Origin of the sequence: Luteimicrobium sp. NPDC057192, from assembly GCF_042670205.1 — a bacterium.
Taxonomy (GTDB): domain Bacteria; phylum Actinomycetota; class Actinomycetes; order Actinomycetales; family Cellulomonadaceae; genus Luteimicrobium.
On the sequence record NZ_JBHUWD010000020.1, the window covers coordinates 42,561 to 58,514 of the forward strand.

Annotated in this window: 13 protein-coding genes and 1 tRNA gene; 4 read left to right on the plus strand and 10 right to left on the minus strand. The window is 72.7% G+C overall.

Annotated features, from left to right (window positions below):
* Positions 1-83: 83 nt before the first annotated feature.
* The 5 genes from ACFT5B_RS11040 to ACFT5B_RS11060 all read right to left on the minus strand — a co-directional run bounded on the left by ACFT5B_RS11040 (position 84) and on the right by ACFT5B_RS11060 (position 6,775).
* Complete coding sequence (locus ACFT5B_RS11040) at positions 84-1,373, minus strand: MFS transporter (RefSeq protein WP_386798100.1); 1,290 nt, start codon at positions 1,371-1,373, stop codon at positions 84-86.
* Positions 1,370-3,979 carry a CHAT domain-containing protein gene (locus ACFT5B_RS11045; RefSeq protein ID WP_386798102.1) on the minus strand — a complete coding sequence of 870 codons (2,610 nt, stop codon included), beginning with the start codon at positions 3,977-3,979 and terminating at the stop codon, positions 1,370-1,372. Before ACFT5B_RS11045 ends, ACFT5B_RS11040 begins: the two co-directional genes overlap by 4 nt.
* A 19-nt stretch (positions 3,980-3,998) precedes the next feature.
* Positions 3,999-5,540 (minus strand): S8 family serine peptidase, encoded by a 1,542-nt coding sequence (locus ACFT5B_RS11050; RefSeq protein WP_386798104.1) that lies wholly within the window; start codon positions 5,538-5,540, stop codon positions 3,999-4,001.
* A gap of 105 nt (positions 5,541-5,645) precedes the next feature.
* Positions 5,646-6,131 carry a hypothetical protein gene (locus ACFT5B_RS11055; RefSeq protein ID WP_386798106.1) on the minus strand — a complete coding sequence of 162 codons (486 nt, stop codon included), beginning with the start codon at positions 6,129-6,131 and terminating at the stop codon, positions 5,646-5,648.
* The gene (locus tag ACFT5B_RS11060; RefSeq protein ID WP_386798108.1) at positions 6,128-6,775 is read right to left on the minus strand and encodes an RNA polymerase sigma factor; all 648 of its coding nucleotides are present in this window, start codon (positions 6,773-6,775) and stop codon (positions 6,128-6,130) included. Before ACFT5B_RS11060 ends, ACFT5B_RS11055 begins: the two co-directional genes overlap by 4 nt.
* Positions 6,776-7,173: 398 nt before the next feature.
* Here ACFT5B_RS11060 and ACFT5B_RS11065 point away from each other — a divergent pair, with 398 nt between their 5' ends.
* Entirely contained in the window at positions 7,174-8,478 is a 1,305-nt protein-coding gene (locus tag ACFT5B_RS11065) for a glycosyl hydrolase family 18 protein (protein ID WP_386798110.1), read from the plus strand.
* A gap of 195 nt (positions 8,479-8,673) precedes the next feature.
* Here the strand turns inward: ACFT5B_RS11065 and rplA are convergent, their stop codons facing one another.
* From rplA to ACFT5B_RS11090, 5 genes are all read right to left on the minus strand, one after another.
* Complete coding sequence (rplA, locus tag ACFT5B_RS11070) at positions 8,674-9,390, minus strand: 50S ribosomal protein L1 (protein ID WP_386798112.1); 717 nt, start codon at positions 9,388-9,390, stop codon at positions 8,674-8,676.
* 110 nt (positions 9,391-9,500) lie between these two features.
* Positions 9,501-9,932 carry a 50S ribosomal protein L11 gene (rplK, locus tag ACFT5B_RS11075; protein WP_386798114.1) on the minus strand — a complete coding sequence of 144 codons (432 nt, stop codon included), beginning with the start codon at positions 9,930-9,932 and terminating at the stop codon, positions 9,501-9,503.
* A 116-nt stretch (positions 9,933-10,048) separates the two neighbouring features.
* Positions 10,049-10,882 carry a transcription termination/antitermination protein NusG gene (gene nusG, locus ACFT5B_RS11080; protein WP_386798115.1) on the minus strand — a complete coding sequence of 278 codons (834 nt, stop codon included), beginning with the start codon at positions 10,880-10,882 and terminating at the stop codon, positions 10,049-10,051.
* A gap of 71 nt (positions 10,883-10,953) precedes the next feature.
* On the minus strand, positions 10,954-11,202 hold the full coding sequence (secE, locus tag ACFT5B_RS11085) for a preprotein translocase subunit SecE (protein WP_386798117.1): 249 nt from the start codon (positions 11,200-11,202) through the stop codon (positions 10,954-10,956).
* 75 nt (positions 11,203-11,277) lie between these two features.
* Positions 11,278-11,350: transfer RNA gene (locus tag ACFT5B_RS11090), tRNA-Trp, on the minus strand.
* A 213-nt stretch (positions 11,351-11,563) separates the two neighbouring features.
* Here ACFT5B_RS11090 and ACFT5B_RS11095 point away from each other — a divergent pair.
* From ACFT5B_RS11095 to ACFT5B_RS11105, 3 genes are all read left to right on the plus strand, one after another.
* Positions 11,564-12,076, plus strand: a complete 513-nt coding sequence (locus ACFT5B_RS11095) for an EXPERA domain-containing protein (protein WP_386798119.1) — start codon at positions 11,564-11,566, stop codon at positions 12,074-12,076.
* 151 nt (positions 12,077-12,227) lie between these two features.
* Positions 12,228-14,591: a glycosyltransferase gene (locus ACFT5B_RS11100; RefSeq protein WP_386798121.1), complete on the plus strand. Its 2,364-nt coding sequence runs from the start codon at positions 12,228-12,230 to the stop codon at positions 14,589-14,591.
* On the plus strand, positions 14,588-15,946 hold the full coding sequence (locus tag ACFT5B_RS11105; protein ID WP_386798123.1) for an acyltransferase family protein: 1,359 nt from the start codon (positions 14,588-14,590) through the stop codon (positions 15,944-15,946). The genes ACFT5B_RS11100 and ACFT5B_RS11105 overlap by 4 nt, the downstream gene beginning before the upstream one ends.
* Positions 15,947-15,954 lie beyond the last annotated feature (8 nt).

Below are 15,954 nucleotides of genomic sequence, written 5' to 3' on the forward strand. Positions count from 1 at the left end.
CGACCTGCGGTCTTGGGTACCCGTCCATGGTAGGGCACGCGGGGACCACGACCAAACCGCCTGGCCCGCGGTCGCGAGCGCCCTCAGCCCTCGGCGGCGACGAGCTCGGGCTCGCGGGACCCGGCACCGACCGCAGCGGGGTCGCGGACCGACGCCGCCACCGCGCCCGCGACGACGCGCGCGGTCGCGAGCGCGAGGGCCGTGGCGAGCACGCCGCCGAGCACCAGGGGCAGACGAAGGTCCACCCGCGAGAGTGCGCCGCCCGCGAGGGTGACGAGGGGGACCAGCACCCAGCAGACCGTCCGCCACGTCCCCGAGACGCGGCCCAAGAGGTCGTCCGGCACACGGTGCTGGCGCACGCTCGCGGTGAGGGAGTTCCACACGGTCACGCCGAGCGTCATCGCGGCGAACGCGGCCGCCGCGACGCCCGCGCCCAGCCGGGATCCCGGGACGAGGCCCATCACGACGAGCATCGGCCCGCAGACCACCGCCGACCCCGCGAGGACCCGCGGCCTCCCGACCCGCTCGACGGCACGCGCGAGCACCACCGACGCCAGCACGCTCCCGATCGCGCCGACCGCGAGGAACACCCCGACGAGCGCGTCCGGCACGTGCAGGGTCCGGACCACGTACACGACGAGCGCCGCCTGGGCGAGCGTGAGGCAGGTAGCCGAGCCGGTCGTCACGAGCAGGAGCGTCCGGAGCGGGCGGTCGCGCCACAGGAAGCGGGCGCCGTCGTCGAGCTGGCGGAAGAAACCGTCGCGGACCTCGCGCGCGGCGGCCGGCGCGACCTCGCGGGCCCCGGTCGACCGCGGGAGGAGCAGCGCGAGGACCGCGGCGGCGGCGAAGGCCGCGGCCGACGCGACGAACGGCGCCGCGGCCGCCAGCGCCACCAGCCCTGCGGCCGCGGACGGCGCCACGAGACCCTGCGCGACCTGGGTCCCGGCGGCCACGCGAGAGTTCGCGGCGTCGCGTCCGGCGACGTCGACGACACGCGGGAGGAGCGCCTGGTTCCCCTCCTCCGCGACGGTCTCGAGCACCCCCGCCACGAAGATCAGGACGACGAGCCCCCAGACGGGCATCCGCCCCGCCGCGACGAGCGCGGCCGCCCCGAGGACGACGGCTGCGCGCGCGAGGTTCGCGACCCCGAGCAGGCGGCGGCGGTCGAACCGGTCGGCCGCGACGCCCGCGGCGACCCCGAAGAGCAGCCAGGGCAGGTACGACGCCGCCGAGATCGCGGACACCGCGAACGGGTCCTGGGTGAGCCTGACGGCGAGCAACGGCGCGGCGGTCCACACGAGCGCGTCCGCGAGGTAGCCGGACATCATCGACGACCACAGGAGCGCGAACGGCCGGGACGCGCGCGCCCTCACGCGGACACCGCCGCGAGACCGGCCACGGACGAGAAGCAGACCAGCGGGACGGGCTCGTCGGCGTCCGCGAGCGCCAGCGCGAGCGCGCCCTCGGGGTCGTCGGACGCGCGGAGCTCGGCGTGGAGCCGCGGCATCAGGTCGGCGGCCACCACGTCCGGCAGCGGGGCGACGGACGCGATCACGGCGCGCGCCCCGAGCCGCAGCAGGACCGACGTGAGCCCCAGCACCTCGCCACCGAGCCCAGGCGTGACGCCCCCGACCTCGCACGCCGACAGGACGACGACGGACTGCGGCAGGTGAAGCCCGTCGAGCTCGTGCGCGAACAGCGGGCCGTCGGCGAGCTCGATGCAGGCGAAGAGCGGGTTGTCGGCGTCGTGGCGGCCGTGCGCGGCGAGGTGCACGACGTCGTGGTCCTCGAACGCGCGGCGCACCGAGTCGGTCGAGGCGTCCGCGCCCGTGAGGGCGGTCGCCTGCTGCCACCCGTCGGCGACGGCGAGCGCCTCGCGGTCCGCGTGCACCACCCCGGGTCCTGCGACGGCGAGGACGCGCGGTTCCCGACCGTCGCCGTCGGACGCGCGACCCCGCGCGACGTGCGAGTTCACCGCCGTCCGCAGGCCGCGCCGCGACGGGAACGCAGACCACGGGAGGCCGATCAGCGGGTCGCGCGCCGCGACGTACAGGTCGGCCTCGGCGGCCAGCGGTCGCACGAGCAGGTCGTCGAGCCGGCGCAGCCCGGTGGTGAGCGAGGCGACGGCGACCGCGTGGAGCGGGGCGGGGATGAGCTCGTTCGACGCGATCTGCAGGTCGGCACGGACGCGACGGACCTTCTCGGTGACGTCCGCGGCGTCGGCGAGGTCGAACAGACGCATGCCGCGCGCGTCGGCGCGGACCGCGAGCACCCGCCCGCCGAACACGACGAAGTCGGCCACGACGGCGCCGTCGCCGCGCTCCCCCAGCAGCCGCACGAGCTCGCGGCTCGTCACCGCGTGCGCGACCTCGGCGTCCCCCGCCCGCTGCCACGAACGCTCGCGCAGACGGTCCTGGAGGACGCGCGCGCGGCGGTGCAGGTCCGCGCGCTCCCGCACCGCCGCCGGGTCCGTGTCCACGGGCAGTTCGCGGGCCCGGGCCAGCAGCGCGCGGGCCGTCGCGAGCAGCTCGGCCGACTCCGGGTCCTCGGGCGGCGTGACCCGCGCCGCGCCCGCGAACGTCGCCCGGCCCCGCTCGACCGCGTCGAACACCGCCGACGCGCGCCCGGTCCCGCGGGCCGCGGCGACGTCCGTCCAGTTGAGGGCCACCGCGTGCACCGCGGCGGCCGCGACCGAGTCCACCGAGCCCAGGCGGGCGCGGTGCTCGGCCAGGATCCCGAAGCCGCGCTTGACCGCCCGCAGGCCGGCAGGCCGGTCCCCCGCCGTGAACGCGAGCTCGGCCGCGACGGCGTAGCGCTGGACCCGGAGCGTCAGCGGTGCGCCCTGCAGGTTCGACGGCACCTCCGCGAGCACGCCCCGCGCCGCCTCGACATCTCCCGCGGACACCAGCCACTGCACCGCGATCAGCCGCGCCCCGACCGACGGCTCGCGGCCCAGGACCGCACCCGTTGCGCTCCCCCGGTCCGCCACGTCCAGCGCCTCGAGAGCCCGACGACGGCACGTGCGCGCCGACGGCAGCCCCTCCTTCCTGGCACGGGCCAGTTCGATCTCGAGCTCCAGCACACGCGCGACGACCGTCCACGACGCGTGCCCGCCCGCCTCGAAGTGACGCCGCGCCAGGGCCGCCCACCGTTTCGCCTCCGGGTAGCGTTCGAGGCCCAGCAGCGTGCGCGCGCGGAAGTATTCAGCCTCAGCACGGTCGAGTCGCAGGCGCGCTCGTTGCAGCTGCGGGATCGCCTCGGTGAGCGCGCCGTCGGCCTCGGTCCACAACCCGGCCTCGACGAGAACCTCGGCCTTGCCGAGCAGGGGGATGCCGTCGTCCTGCTCGGGTGCGTGCCTCCGCGCTTCATCCATCGCCGACAAGGCGCCCGGCAGGTCACCGAGGAGGTGCTTCGCATACCCGACGTTGTGCATCGCGAGAGCGACGTACAGCTCCTGCCCCAAGGCCCGTGCATGCTCGTGCGCGGTCCGGTAGTCGTCAAGAGCCCCGCGGACGTCGCCCAGCTCAACCGCGGCGTTACCGCGGTTCAGCAGGCTGATCGCTCGTTCGCGATGGTTGTCCCTGGAGACGCCAGCTAGTCCCCGGGTGATCGCCGTCCGCGCGCCCTCCATGTCCCCCGCGCGGGCCAGCAGGAAGCCACGCTGGCCCTCGATCGACCCGATGATGTCACGCTCGTCGGCTAGAGGTGCGAGGGTCGCCGCGCGATCGAGGAGTGCAAGCGCGCGCGGGAGGCCGGTGGTGTCGGAGTGCAGGGCACCAGCCTGGCCCACGAGCGCCTGGCAGGTAAGTGTGGCAGCACGGCCTTGACCCTCCGGCGTCAGGTCCGCCACCTCGAGTGCGTCGAGCTGGCGGACGAGGTCCTCGAAGACGGCCGAGGCCATACTCGCGCGCGCTCGGGCGTTGAGCTCTCGGGCGCGCGCGAGGCGGTCGGCATAGTGATCCCAGTCCGGGTCCGTCACGCCGACCGCCTCTCTCACGTCAGGACGCGGGCGCCTCCGCGTACAGGTCGCCCACAGCGACGACAGCATCCCACGCCGCCGCGACCCGCGACGACGCCTGGCGTCCGTCAGCCCGCGCGTCGAGGAGCGCCCCGGCGAGCTGACCGGCGAGCACCGGGGCTGCGAACGACGTGCCGCTCCAGAGCGCGAAGCCGCCACGGAAGTCGTCCGGATCGACCGACTCGCGCAGGCCGTCAGCGGTTCGCGTCTGCGGCACGGCGGGACCGTCGAAGGTCGTCGGCATGGTGCTCAGCGACTTGGCACCCGGGCGGACGGCGGTGACCCACGGTCCGTCGTTGGCGAAGTCCGCGAGGGTCCCGTTCGGGTTCGACGCGGTGACCGTGAGCAGCGGGGTGTAGGCCGCGACGAGGTCGCTCGGCTGCTCGGCCACGACCGCCCCGTCAGGCACCCGCCGGACCGACGGCGCCCACGCCGCCGGGAAGACCGGCCGGGTCGAGCCGTCGTTGCCGGCCGACACCACCACGAGCACCCCGGCCTCGCGCAGGTCGCGCAGGATGCCGCGGAGCACGCCGTCGTAGTCGTCCTGGTCGGTCTCCTCGGGATAGAAGCCGAACGGCAGCACCACGACGTCGACAGCCGCGCACGCGTCGTCGCCCTCTACGGCGCGCAGGTGGAAGTCGAGCAGGCGCTCGAGGCTCCTCGCGACGTCCCACTCGGTCGCCTCGCCCGTCGGGCCCGAGACGCGCACCGGCAGGATCACGGCGTCGGGGCAGACCTGGTGCACGACGCCCGCGATGAACGTCCCGTGCCCCGAGTACTCGCCGATCGTCCCCTCGGCCGTGCTGTCGGGCTCGGCATCACCGTCGGGCTCGTGGTCGTCATAGGTCCCGATCGGGGCGCCGTCGAGCAGCACCCCGCGCGCGACCGCCGCGCTCGGCGCGTCGAACCACGGGTGCTGACCCACGCCCGTGTCGACGATCGCCACCACCGGGCGCGGCAGCCCGTCGGCCGTCGTCCACACGTCGCCGTCCCCGAACGCCCGCCGCGGGGCGGGCCCCACGAACGTCGCGGGCTCACGGGTTCCCTCGACACCGTGAGGCGTCCAGTTCTTGTGGCCCTGCAGCACGTGGTCCAGCCCGATCCGCACGGTCTCGTCCCGCGACCCGACCCCCTCGGACACCTCGTCCAGCAGGTCCCACGCGTCCACGTCGTCACCATCCACGTGCAGCACCACACCCTGACGCCGCGTCGACTCGCGGGAGCCCGCCACGGGCGCCGTCGCTACCCGCACCCCCAGGCCCCGCCGCTGCGCGGCCTCCTGCACCGCACCGACCAGCGCGTCGTCGTCCACCGCGCCCGGCGCAGCACGCACGATCAGCCGGTCCGCGACGTACCGCGTCGGCGCGACCCGCCGCGGACGTCGCACCCGCGCCCGGACCGGGTCCAGGTCACGGACCTCGTGGACGACGCCGTCGTGGTCACGCAGGGTGCGCGCGGGACGGTCGGCCTGCTGGCCCCCGGTCGCCCCGGGGTCGCCGGTGCCGGGCGGGATCTCGCTCACGGTGGTGCCTCTCGTTCAGGACGACGCTCACCGCGCCGTCGACTGCGGTGGTGGTGTGCGGTGCGGGCGCGACGACGCGCCTGCACCGAGCGGAAGGGACCGCCCTCAGAGCTCGATGACGGGCGTGCTCACCGCGGGCCCGTCGTCGGGCCGGGCGACGAGGCTCGCCGGGCCGGGTGCGACGGCGTCGAACGCGAACCGGCCGTCCTCGTCGGTGCGCGTGGTGAGGACCTCGCCGTGCGGGCGGTGGAGCTCGATGCCCACCTCGCCCGTGGGCGCGATCCAACCGTCGATGCGCACTCCGTCGACCCCGGGCGCCACGGTGATCATGACCGTCCGGGACGTCGAGGTGAACGTGATGGTGCGCGCCTGGGTCGGCGCGGTCTCGGCGGCCCGGACGCCTGCGGCCTCCGGCATGCGCTCGAGCGTCATGACCTCCGTCTCGAGCGCGGCGAGCGTCATCGCGAACAGCGACCGTTCGACGAGGTCGGCGGGCACGGGGTCCGCGAGCAGCGCGACGCGCCCGAGGTCCGCGAGGACGGCCTCGTCGGTCGCGTCCAGCGGCTCGTCCGGTGAGTACGGCGTGCTCATGCGTGCCTCCAGGTGTCGTCGGCGCCGCTCTCGTCGAGAAGCGTGCGCAGCTTGGCGAGGCAGCGGCCTCGCGTCGCTCCGATGCTGCCGACCGGCATGCCGATCGCCTCGGAGATGTACTTGTAGTCGGGACGGTCCGCCAGGGAGACGAGCCGGAGGAGCTCACGGCATCGGGCCGGGAGGTCCTGGAACACGGTCCAGAGGGTGCGGTCGCGGTCGTTCGTCGCGACGACCGCGTCCGGTGCCGGGTCGGCCGACGGCACCTCGCGGTGCGCGCCCGTCTCGGGGTCGGGACCGTCGTGGAGCTCGGTGCGGTGCTGCTCGTCGCGTCGGCGCCGTCGGACGGCCTCCCATGCCCCGCGACGCGCGGTCACGAGGAGCCACTTCAGGACGGCGTGCGGCTCGGCGATGCTGTCCATGTGGCGGACGAGGGCGACCCAGGTGTCCTGCACGACGTCGTCCGCGGCCTGCGGGTCGACGCCCTGCGCGCGCACCGTGTGCCACAGCAGCGGGGTCATCTCGCGGACGACCTCCTCGAGCGCGGCCGGGCGACCTTCCCGGTACTCGAGCACCGCGTGCGCGGCCCGGTCCCCCAGGCTGACCTCGCCCGGGTCCCGTACGGTCTCGTGCCTGCTCTCCGTCATCGTGCTACCGACGCCTCCCGGTCCGGTCGGTTCTCCGCTCGGATCGTCGTTGACCTGCGGGTTCGACAATTCTACGAGCGCTCGGTCCGTCCGGCGCGGAACCAGCGGGCGATCTTCGGCCATCGCGCCACCGCCTTCCGTGTCGTTCTCGGCTCCTGCGCCGAGTTCGTGAAACCTGCCGGACGGGTGCCCCGCTCCCCTCTGCCGCGGGGCGCCCGTCCCCCACCAAGGCGAGAGCGCGCGGGCGCCTCGCTGATACCGGCGGTCGAAGTGATGTGGGTCACATTCACGCGCTACGGGATTCCCCGTACATCCAGGGCGCGCGCGGGGAAATCCCTCATATCGCGCCGAACGCCCCCGTGGCTACCCTCGTTAGGTCCCCTGACAAAGGAGTTCACATGGACCGCACCCCCACCGCCCGGCGAGCGCGCCGCGGCCGCACGCTCGGCGCGGCTGTCGCCTCCGTCGTGCTCGGCGCTGCCGCGCTCGCCGGTGCCGGGCTCCCCGCGACGGCATCGACGCTCGGCCAGAGCACCACGGTCGCCGCGGCCGCGACCGGGAGCACGCAGTGGCTCACTGGCTACTGGCACAACTTCGACAACGGCTCCGGCACGATCCACCTCGCCGACGTGCCGACGCAGTACAACCTCGTCGAGGTCGCGTTCGCCGACGCGTCCGCCTCCGCCTCCGGCGGCATCGAGTTCAACCTCGCCACCAAGGACTTCGGCGGGACCTACAGCGTCGACCAGTTCAAGGCCGACGTGAAGACGCTCCACTCCCAGGGCCGGAAGGTCGTCCTGTCGATCGGCGGGCAGAACGGCACCATCAACGTCACGAGCGCCACGCAGGCGGCGAACTTCGCCAGCACCGCGTACAGCGTGCTGCAGGAGTACGGGTTCGACGGCGTGGACATCGACTTCGAGAACGGCATCGACGCGACCTACACGTCGCAAGCGCTGCACACGCTGGCGTCGAAGGTCGGCTCGTCGTTCGTCCTCACCATGGCGCCCCAGACCATCGACTACCAGGCGACCTCGATGGCGTACTACAAGCTGACGCAGAACGTGAAGGACATCCTGACCGTCGTCAACACCCAGTACTACAACTCGGGCTCGATGCTCGGGGCCGACGGGAAGGTCTACTCGCAGGGCAGCGTCGACTTCGTCACCTCGCAGGCGGCGATCCTCCTCGACCAGCTCGGCCTGCGGCCCGACCAGGTCGGGCTCGGGTACCCCGCGACGTCGCAGGCGGCCGGCGGCGGCTACCAGACGACCGCCAACGTCGTCGCGGCTCTCGACTGCCTCGAGAAGGGCACGAGCTGCGGGAGCTTCAAGCCGGCCAAGGCCTACGGCAAGCTCGGCGGTGTCATGACGTGGTCCGTCAACTGGGACAAGACGAGCGGGTACGCCTTCGCCAACGCCGTCGGCGCGCGCCTCGCGACGGGCGGCGGGTCCACCAGCCCGACCACCCCGCCCACCTCCCCGACGACGCCCCCGACGAGCCCGACCACCCCGCCGACGACGAGCCCCACGACCCCGCCGGTCAGCTGCTCGGCGGCTCCCGCGTGGTCGTCGACGACGGTCTACACGGGCGGCCAGACGGCGTCCTCCAACGGCTCCGTCTACCGGGCGAAGTGGTGGACGCTGAACGAGAAGCCGGGCGCCTCGGAGTGGGGCCCCTGGGCGCTCGTCGGCTCCTGCTGACCCGAGCTGTCAGAAGCTCACGGCAGCAGAGTGCCGTGAGCTTCTGACACTCGGGAGCACCGGCCCACCTGTCAGAAGCTCACGGCAGCAGGGTGCCGCCAGGTTCTGACAGGTCGCGAACGGCCGGCCCGGAGACGACGAACGGCGCGGCCCCCGCAGGGGTCGCGCCGTTCGTTCGTGCAGGACAGGCCTGGATCAGGCCGCGTCCTCCTCGAGGAGCTTCGTGGTCCGGCTCTGGTCGAGCGGGATGCCGGGGCCCATCGTCGTCGTCATGGTCGCCTTCGTGATGTAGCGGCCCTTCGAGGACGACGGCTTCAGGCGCAGGACCTCGTCCAGCGCGGCGCCGTAGTTCTCGACGAGCTGCTCGTCCGAGAACGACGCCTTGCCGATGATGAAGTGGAGGTTCGCGTGCTTGTCGACGCGGAACTCGATCTTGCCGCCCTTGATCTCCTCGACCGCCTTGGCGACGTCCATGGTCACCGTGCCGGTCTTGGGGTTCGGCATGAGACCACGCGGGCCGAGGACGCGGCCGAGGCGGCCGACCTTGCCCATGAGGTCCGGCGTCGCGACGGCGGCGTCGAAGTCCGTGCGGCCCTTCGCGACCTCGTCGATCAGCTCGTCGCCACCGACGATGTCCGCACCGGCGGCGCGGGCCTGCTCGGCCTTCTCACCGTTCGCGAACACGAGGACGCGAGCCGTCTTGCCGGTGCCGTGCGGGAGGTTGACCGTGCCGCGGACCATCTGGTCCGCCTTGCGCGGGTCGACACCGAGCCGGAACACGACCTCGACAGTCGAGTCGTACTTGGTGGTCGCGGTCCCCTTGGCGAGGCGGACGGCCTCGAGGGGCGCGTAGACGCGGGTGCGGTCAATCTTCTCGGCCGAGGCGCGGTACGCCTTGCTGTGCTGAGCCATGCTGCTTCTCCTTGCAGTCGTGGTCGGTCGGGGCGCCCCAAGGACGACCCCTCCCACTGTTGTTCTGCCGTGCGGTCCCGCCTCAGCGGTCCCGCGGTGCCGTCAGGACGTCAGCCCTGGACGGTGATGCCCATCGAGCGCGCGGTGCCCGCGATGATCTTCGCGGCGGCGTCGATGTCGTTGGCGTTGAGGTCCTCGAGCTTGGTCTGCGCGATCTCGCGGACCTGGTCCGCGCTGATCGAGGCGACCTTGACCGAGTGGGGCGTGCTCGAGCCCTTGTCGACGCCCGCGGCCTTCTTGATGAGCTCCGCGGCCGGCGGGGTCTTGGTGATGAACGTGAACGAGCGGTCCTCGTACACCGTGATCTCGACGGGGATCACGTTGCCGCGCTGCGACTCGGTCGCCGCGTTGTAGGCCTTGCAGAACTCCATGATGTTCACGCCGTGCTGACCCAGGGCGGGGCCGATCGGCGGGGCAGGCGTCGCGGCGCCGGCCTGGATCTGGAGCTTGATGAGGCCGGAGACCTTCTTCTTGGGAGGCATGTCGCACTCCTCGCTTTCTGTTCGTGGGCCGACGCCATGGGCGATGACCCGGTTGCAGTGCTGCCGTCGCGCCCGTCAGCCGCCGGTCGTCGACCGGCCCGACGGGCTGCGGGAACTCAGATCTTGGCGACCTGGTTGAACGACAGCTCGACCGGGGTCTCCCGGCCGAAGATCGAGACGAGCACCTTGAGCTTCTGGCTCTCGGCGTTGATCTCGGAGATCGTGGCGGGCAGCGTGTCGAACGGACCGTCGGTGACGGTCACGGACTCGCCGACCTCGAAGTCGACCGCGATCGGCGTCGCGGCCTGCGCGCCGCCACCGGCGGCGGGGCGCGCGCCGGCCTCGGGCTTCGGAGCCAGGGACGGGGCGAGCATCGAGAAGACCTCGTCCGACGTCAGCGGGACCGGCTGGTGGGTGTGGCCCACGAAGCCCGTCACGCCGGGGGTGTGCCGCACGGCGCCCCACGACTCGTCGGTCAGGTCCATGCGCACGAGCACGTAGCCCGGGATGCGCACGCGGCGCACCGTCTTCTTCTGCGCGTTCTTGATCTCGGTGACCTCTTCCATCGGCACCTCGATCTGGAAGATGTAGTCCTCCATGTTGAGGCTCTGGATGCGGGTCTCCAGGTTGGTCTTCACCCGGTTCTCGTACCCGGCGTACGAGTGGATGACGTACCAGTCGCCCAGCTGCGTGCGGAGCTCGCGCTTGAAGGCCTCGACCGGATCCTCCTCGGCGGCCTCGTCGTCGGTCGCCTCGCCCTCCGGGGCGGCGTCCTCGACGTCTGCGTCGTCCGCCTCGGGGGCGGCGTCAGCCTCGGGGGCCTCGTCGGCCACGTCCTGCGGCTGGTCGGACTCGACCTCGGCCTCGGGTGCAGCGTCGGGCGTGACGTCGGACGCGGCGTCGGCGAAGGGGGAGAGCTCCTCCGCGTGATCCTGCGACTCCTGGGACACGAGCGAACCTGCTTTCGTTGGCGATGCCGGCTGACGGCGTACGGGTGTGCTTCAGAGGTGGGGTGCTGGCGTCAGTCGCCGAACACCCACAGCACGAGCTTGCCGATGCCGAAGTCCAGCAGCGTCACGAACGCCATGATCGCCGCCACGAAGACGATGACCACGGCCGTGTACGTGAAGAGCTCCGAGCGAGTCGGCGTGTGGACCTTCTTGAGCTCGGCGACGACCTGTCGCACGAACAGGGCGATCCGACCGAAGAACCCGCGCTTGTCGGACGGCGCCGAACGCTTCTTCGCAGCCGGAGCGCTGCTGGCGCTCACGGACTCCGACGGCGATTCGCTCACTTCGTTCCCAACTGTCAGGTCCAACGACGGACACGCACCTCGTGCGTCGTGCAGGGCAGACAGGACTCGAACCTGCAACCTGCGGTTTTGGAGACCGCTGCGCTACCAATTGCGCCACTGCCCTTCGTGGACTTCCTCCACCCCACCGAACCTGACGCCGTCTCCAGGGCGCACTCCGGGAACCACCTCCGACGAGGGATTCACGGGGCACGTCCGGATCATGCGTCTCGCGACCCCACCGGGCACGGCTCAGCATGGCGGAAGTCAACCACCGGAGAACTACTCTACGCGACGCCGGGCGGTGGGTCGAACCCGTCCACGGTGGCAGCATGCGCACATGGCCTCCGACCCCGGGATCCGGACGCTGCCGCTGCGCGAGCGCCCCGTCGACATCGGCTTCGCGCTGGTCTTCAGCGCCTTCACGATCACCTCGATCATCAGCGACATGCTGCCGACCCTCGGCGTCGACATCTCCCACCCGTCGTCCAACCCGATCGTCAACAGCAACTACTGGTACGCGCACGACACCGACCCGCTGTTCATGCACCCGCCCACGTGGATGCGGATCTGCACGGGCCTGTCGGCGTTCGTCTACCTGCCGTTCTACGTGCTCCTGGTGCTCGCGCTCGTCCGCGGGTGGAACTGGATCCAGCTCCCGGCGGTGATCTACGCGACCATGATCGTCACGCTGACCGGTGTGGTGATCTTCGGCGTCGAGCTGTTCGGGGAGCCCGAGTGGTTGACACCGCGCCCCGGGAAGTTCCTCGCGTTCAACCTGCCGTACGTCCTGCTCCCCCTGCTGCTCCTGGTCCGGATGCGCAAGCCGGACCCGTTCACCCGGCGCTTCTGAGGTGCGGACCGCACCCCAACGTTTGCCTCGCTGAAACCGTGCAGTAACGCGGCACCGCCAGGCTGGAGCCACGCACCACCGCTGCGCCAACGGCGTCGAGTCGGCTCACCGTCGAGCAATCCCCCGACGGGACCGACACGAAGAGGACGCCATGAGCCGTGCATCGACGCCCATCCTGATCGACCTGTCCGACCGAGCGCTCGCGAGCGCCGCCGCCCGGCGGCTCCGCTCGCTCGGGTTCCCCGCGGCCGCCCGTGCGGACGACGCACCGGACGCCCCTCCCCTGCCCCGCCATCCCTCCTTGGTCGTGGCGGACCCGCACACCGCCGTCGACCTGTGGGAGGACGACAGCGGGCTCGGGCCCGGAGTCGACGTCGTCGGGAGCACGGCGCTCGAGCACCACGACCTCGTGGTCGCGCACGTGCTGCGTCGCGAGCCGGAGCTCGCGCCGGCGCCCCGCCCGCGCGCGCAGGAACCCGCGTCGCCCGTCGAGCTGGTCGCCGCGATCGAGCCCTTCGAGGCGCACGACGACGGGCCGGGCCCGGTCGGAGGGCGGTGGGCCGTCCTCGTGGTCCGCGCGTTCGAGATGCCGCGCATCGCGCAGCGGTACGGCCCGGCCGTGGCCGACCGACTCTCCGACCACCTGCTGCAGTGCGTCGACGACGACCTGCCGGGCGTCCACCCGGTCGGCTTCACGTCGTCCCGCGACCTCGTCGTGATCCTCGACCGCCAGCGCGTCGGCCGCATGTCCCGGCGCCTCGAGAGGCTCGCCGCCATGCTGGCGAGCCGGCGCTACGGCAGCGACGTGACCGGGGAGCCGGAGGCCGAGGCGCTCTCGCTCACGCCGCTGCTCGGGTACGCGACCCTGCGGCGCGGCGCCCGGCTCGCTCTCGCCGGCGCGCTGAGCGCGACCGACGCGTCCGCCACGCGACTCGACCTCGAGCCCACCAAGGCCCCCGACGTGCTGCCCGAAGCGCTTGTCCGGGCTCTCCTCGACGAGCCCGAGCCGGCCGAGGTGGTGGTCGAGCCCGCACGCACGACCCTGCCGGGCGCCGTGGTGCACGTGGTCGGGGACGCGTCGCGACGGCTGCGCGCGGGGGTCCACGACGCGCTCGCCTGGACGCGTCGCCCGGGCGTCCGGCTCGCGTGGCAGGCCGTGGGCACGTTCGCCGTCGGCACGCTGGTGCCGTACCTCGCGTACGTCACCTTCGACCGGGCAGGGTTCGATCTCACGACCCTCACCTATCCGCTGGTCGTGGCGGCCCTGGTCGTCACGACCGTCGCGATCGTCGCCGAGAGCATGCTCGCGGTGCAGGAGGACCCGCTCGACGGCGTGCCCGAGCCCGAGGCCTGGCCCCGGGTCAGCGCGGTGATCGCCGCCTACCTGCCGAACGAGTCGGCGACCATCGAGTCCACGCTCGCCGCCTTCCGGCGCCTCGACTACCCGGGCGAGCTCCAGGTGGTCCTCGCGTACAACACCCCGCAGGACCTCCCGGTCGAGGAGGCATTGCGCGAGGTGGCCGCGGCCGACCCCCGCGTCGAGCTCCTGCGCGTCGAGGGCTCGACGTCCAAGGCGCAGAACGTCAACGCGGCGCTCCAGGTGGTCACGGGCGAGGTCGTCGGGGTCTTCGACGCCGACCACCACCCCGGTCCGGGCGGGTTCCAGCGGGCCGTGCGCTGGGTCCGCGCCGGCTACGACGTCGTGCAGGGCCACTGCGTGGTCCGCAACGGCGACGCGTCCGGCCTGGCGAGCGTGGTCGCGGTGGAGTTCGAGTCCATCTACGCCGTGTCGCACCCCGGCCGGGCCCGGCTCCACGGGTTCGGGATCTTCGGCGGCTCGAACGGGTTCTGGAGGGCCGACGTCCTGCGCGCCGTCCGGATGCGCCCGCGCATGCTCACCGAGGACATCGACGCGTCGATGCGCGCGCTCGAGTCGGGCGCGCGCCTCGCGTCCGACCCGCGTCTCACGTCGTACGAGCTCGCGACGACGACGGTCCCGCAGCTCACCGCCCAGCGGCTGCGCTGGGCGCAGGGCTGGCTCCAGGTCTCGGTCACGCACCTGCGCACGCTCCTCGCGTCGCCCCGCCTGACCGTGCGCCAGAAAGCTCGGCGCGACGTACCTTCTGGGCTGGCGCGAGGCGTACCCGTGGATCTCGTTGCAGGTCCTGCCGATCCTCGTCTTCTCCGTGACGCACGGCGTCGGGGGCTCGAAGAGCTGGTTCATCTCGCTGTTCGTGCTCACGACCCTCGTGACCACTCTCGTCGGCCCGCTCCAGACGCTCATGGCCTACGTGCTCGGCGAGCCGTCGGTCCGCGCCCACAGGTCGTGGTTCTGGCGCTACCTGCTCTGGGCCCTCGTCTACACCGAGTTCAAGAGCGCCCTGACGCGCATCGCGCACGTCAAGGAGCTCACCCGCGAGCGGGTGTGGCGAGTCACCCCGCGCGACGTCCGTGCCCCCGCGGGAGCGGCCCCCGCCGGCGCGCTCCCCCTCCCGGCGAAGGCGGCCTGACATGACCTTCCACGACCTCCCCGGCACCACCGCACCGTCGACGCGTGGACAGGAGCCGCGACCGCCGCGGCTCGAGGACAGCGTCCTGCGGGACCCGTCCGCAGCCCTGCCCGTGAGCGACGCGCCACCCCGCATCGACAAGCAGCGCGCCGTCCCCGGCAACACCGGCACCCGCTTCGAGGACCTCGAGGGCTACCGCGGGCTCGCGGCGGTCGGCATCGTCGTGTTCCACGCGTACCAGTTCTGCCGGGCCGGGACGTCGTCGTCGTACGCCTACCAGGACACCTGGGCGTACCACGTGCTCCTCAACCTCGACGGGCTCGTGAGCATGTTCCTCGTGCTCTCGGCGTTCCTCTTGTTCCTGCCGATCGCCCGCAAGGTGCTCGCGGGCCAGGACCCCGGCTCGTGGTCGCTGTTCGCGACCCGGAGGGCGCTCAGGATCCTGCCGCTGTACTGGGTCGCGATCCTCGTGGTGTGGGCGTACCGGAACCCCACGCTCCCGGGCAACTGGCAGGACCTCGTGGAGCACCTCACGTTCACCCAGATCTTCGACCGGGAGCGGATCTTCTACACGATCGGCCCCGCGTGGTCGCTCGCCGTCGAGGTCTTCTTCTACGCGTTCCTCGTGGTCCTGCTCGCCGTCTACGGGCGCGTGCGGGCCCACGAGCGCTCGCCCCGCGTGCGGCGCGCCCTGGTCTGGGCGCCCGTGGTCGCCGTCGGGGTCGCGTCCCTCGCCTACCAGGGCTGGGCGCTGGTCACCCACGTGCCCTCGACGCACTACGAGGTCTGGTTCAACCCGCTCGCGAAGGGCACCGTGTTCGTCGGCGGGATGATGCTGGCCCTCGCGATGGTCGCCTGGAACAGCGGGCACGCTGCCCAGCCGCTGCCCCCGCGCGCTCTGTGGGCCCTCCGGCTCGGCGCGCTGTCGCTCCTCGGGTGGGGCTGCGCCATCCGGACCGACTCCGCGGCCTCCTCGCTGTGGTGGCAGCAGCTCTCCACCGTGGCGTTCGTCCTGCTCCTCGCGTCGTCCGTCCTCGCCCCGACGACGGCGCGCTGGCGGCGCTGGATGGCGTCGTCGGTGCTCGTGTGGTGCGGCCTGATCTCGTACTCGGTGTACCTCTGGCACGAGCCCGTGCTCCTGTACCTCGACGCGCACGGACGGCTCGACCACGCGCAGGCGGCCTTCCCGTTCGTCGCGCTGACGCTGCTGCTCGTCTCGGTCCCGGTCGGCTGGCTGAGCTACTGGGCGATCGAGTACCCCGTCGGCCGGCTACGCCTCCTGCGGACTCCCGGAGGGGCCAAGCGGAGCTTCTACCCGAGCGCCCGGCTGTTCGCACCCGAGGAGGAGGGCCGGGGCTGAGGGTGCGA

Coding starts and splice junctions, on each gene's coding strand:
- ACFT5B_RS11065 (WP_386798110.1), top strand. CDS start 7,174: ATGGACCGCACCCCCACCGCCCGGCGAGCGCGCCGCGGCCGCACGCTC.
- rplK (WP_386798114.1), bottom strand. CDS start 9,932: ATGCCTCCCAAGAAGAAGGTCTCCGGCCTCATCAAGCTCCAGATCCAG.
- ACFT5B_RS11095 (WP_386798119.1), top strand. CDS start 11,564: ATGGCCTCCGACCCCGGGATCCGGACGCTGCCGCTGCGCGAGCGCCCC.
- ACFT5B_RS11060 (WP_386798108.1), bottom strand. CDS start 6,775: ATGACGGAGAGCAGGCACGAGACCGTACGGGACCCGGGCGAGGTCAGC.
- ACFT5B_RS11105 (WP_386798123.1), top strand. CDS start 14,588: ATGACCTTCCACGACCTCCCCGGCACCACCGCACCGTCGACGCGTGGA.
- rplA (WP_386798112.1), bottom strand. CDS start 9,390: ATGGCTCAGCACAGCAAGGCGTACCGCGCCTCGGCCGAGAAGATTGAC.
- ACFT5B_RS11100 (WP_386798121.1), top strand. CDS start 12,228: ATGAGCCGTGCATCGACGCCCATCCTGATCGACCTGTCCGACCGAGCG.
- ACFT5B_RS11055 (WP_386798106.1), bottom strand. CDS start 6,131: ATGAGCACGCCGTACTCACCGGACGAGCCGCTGGACGCGACCGACGAG.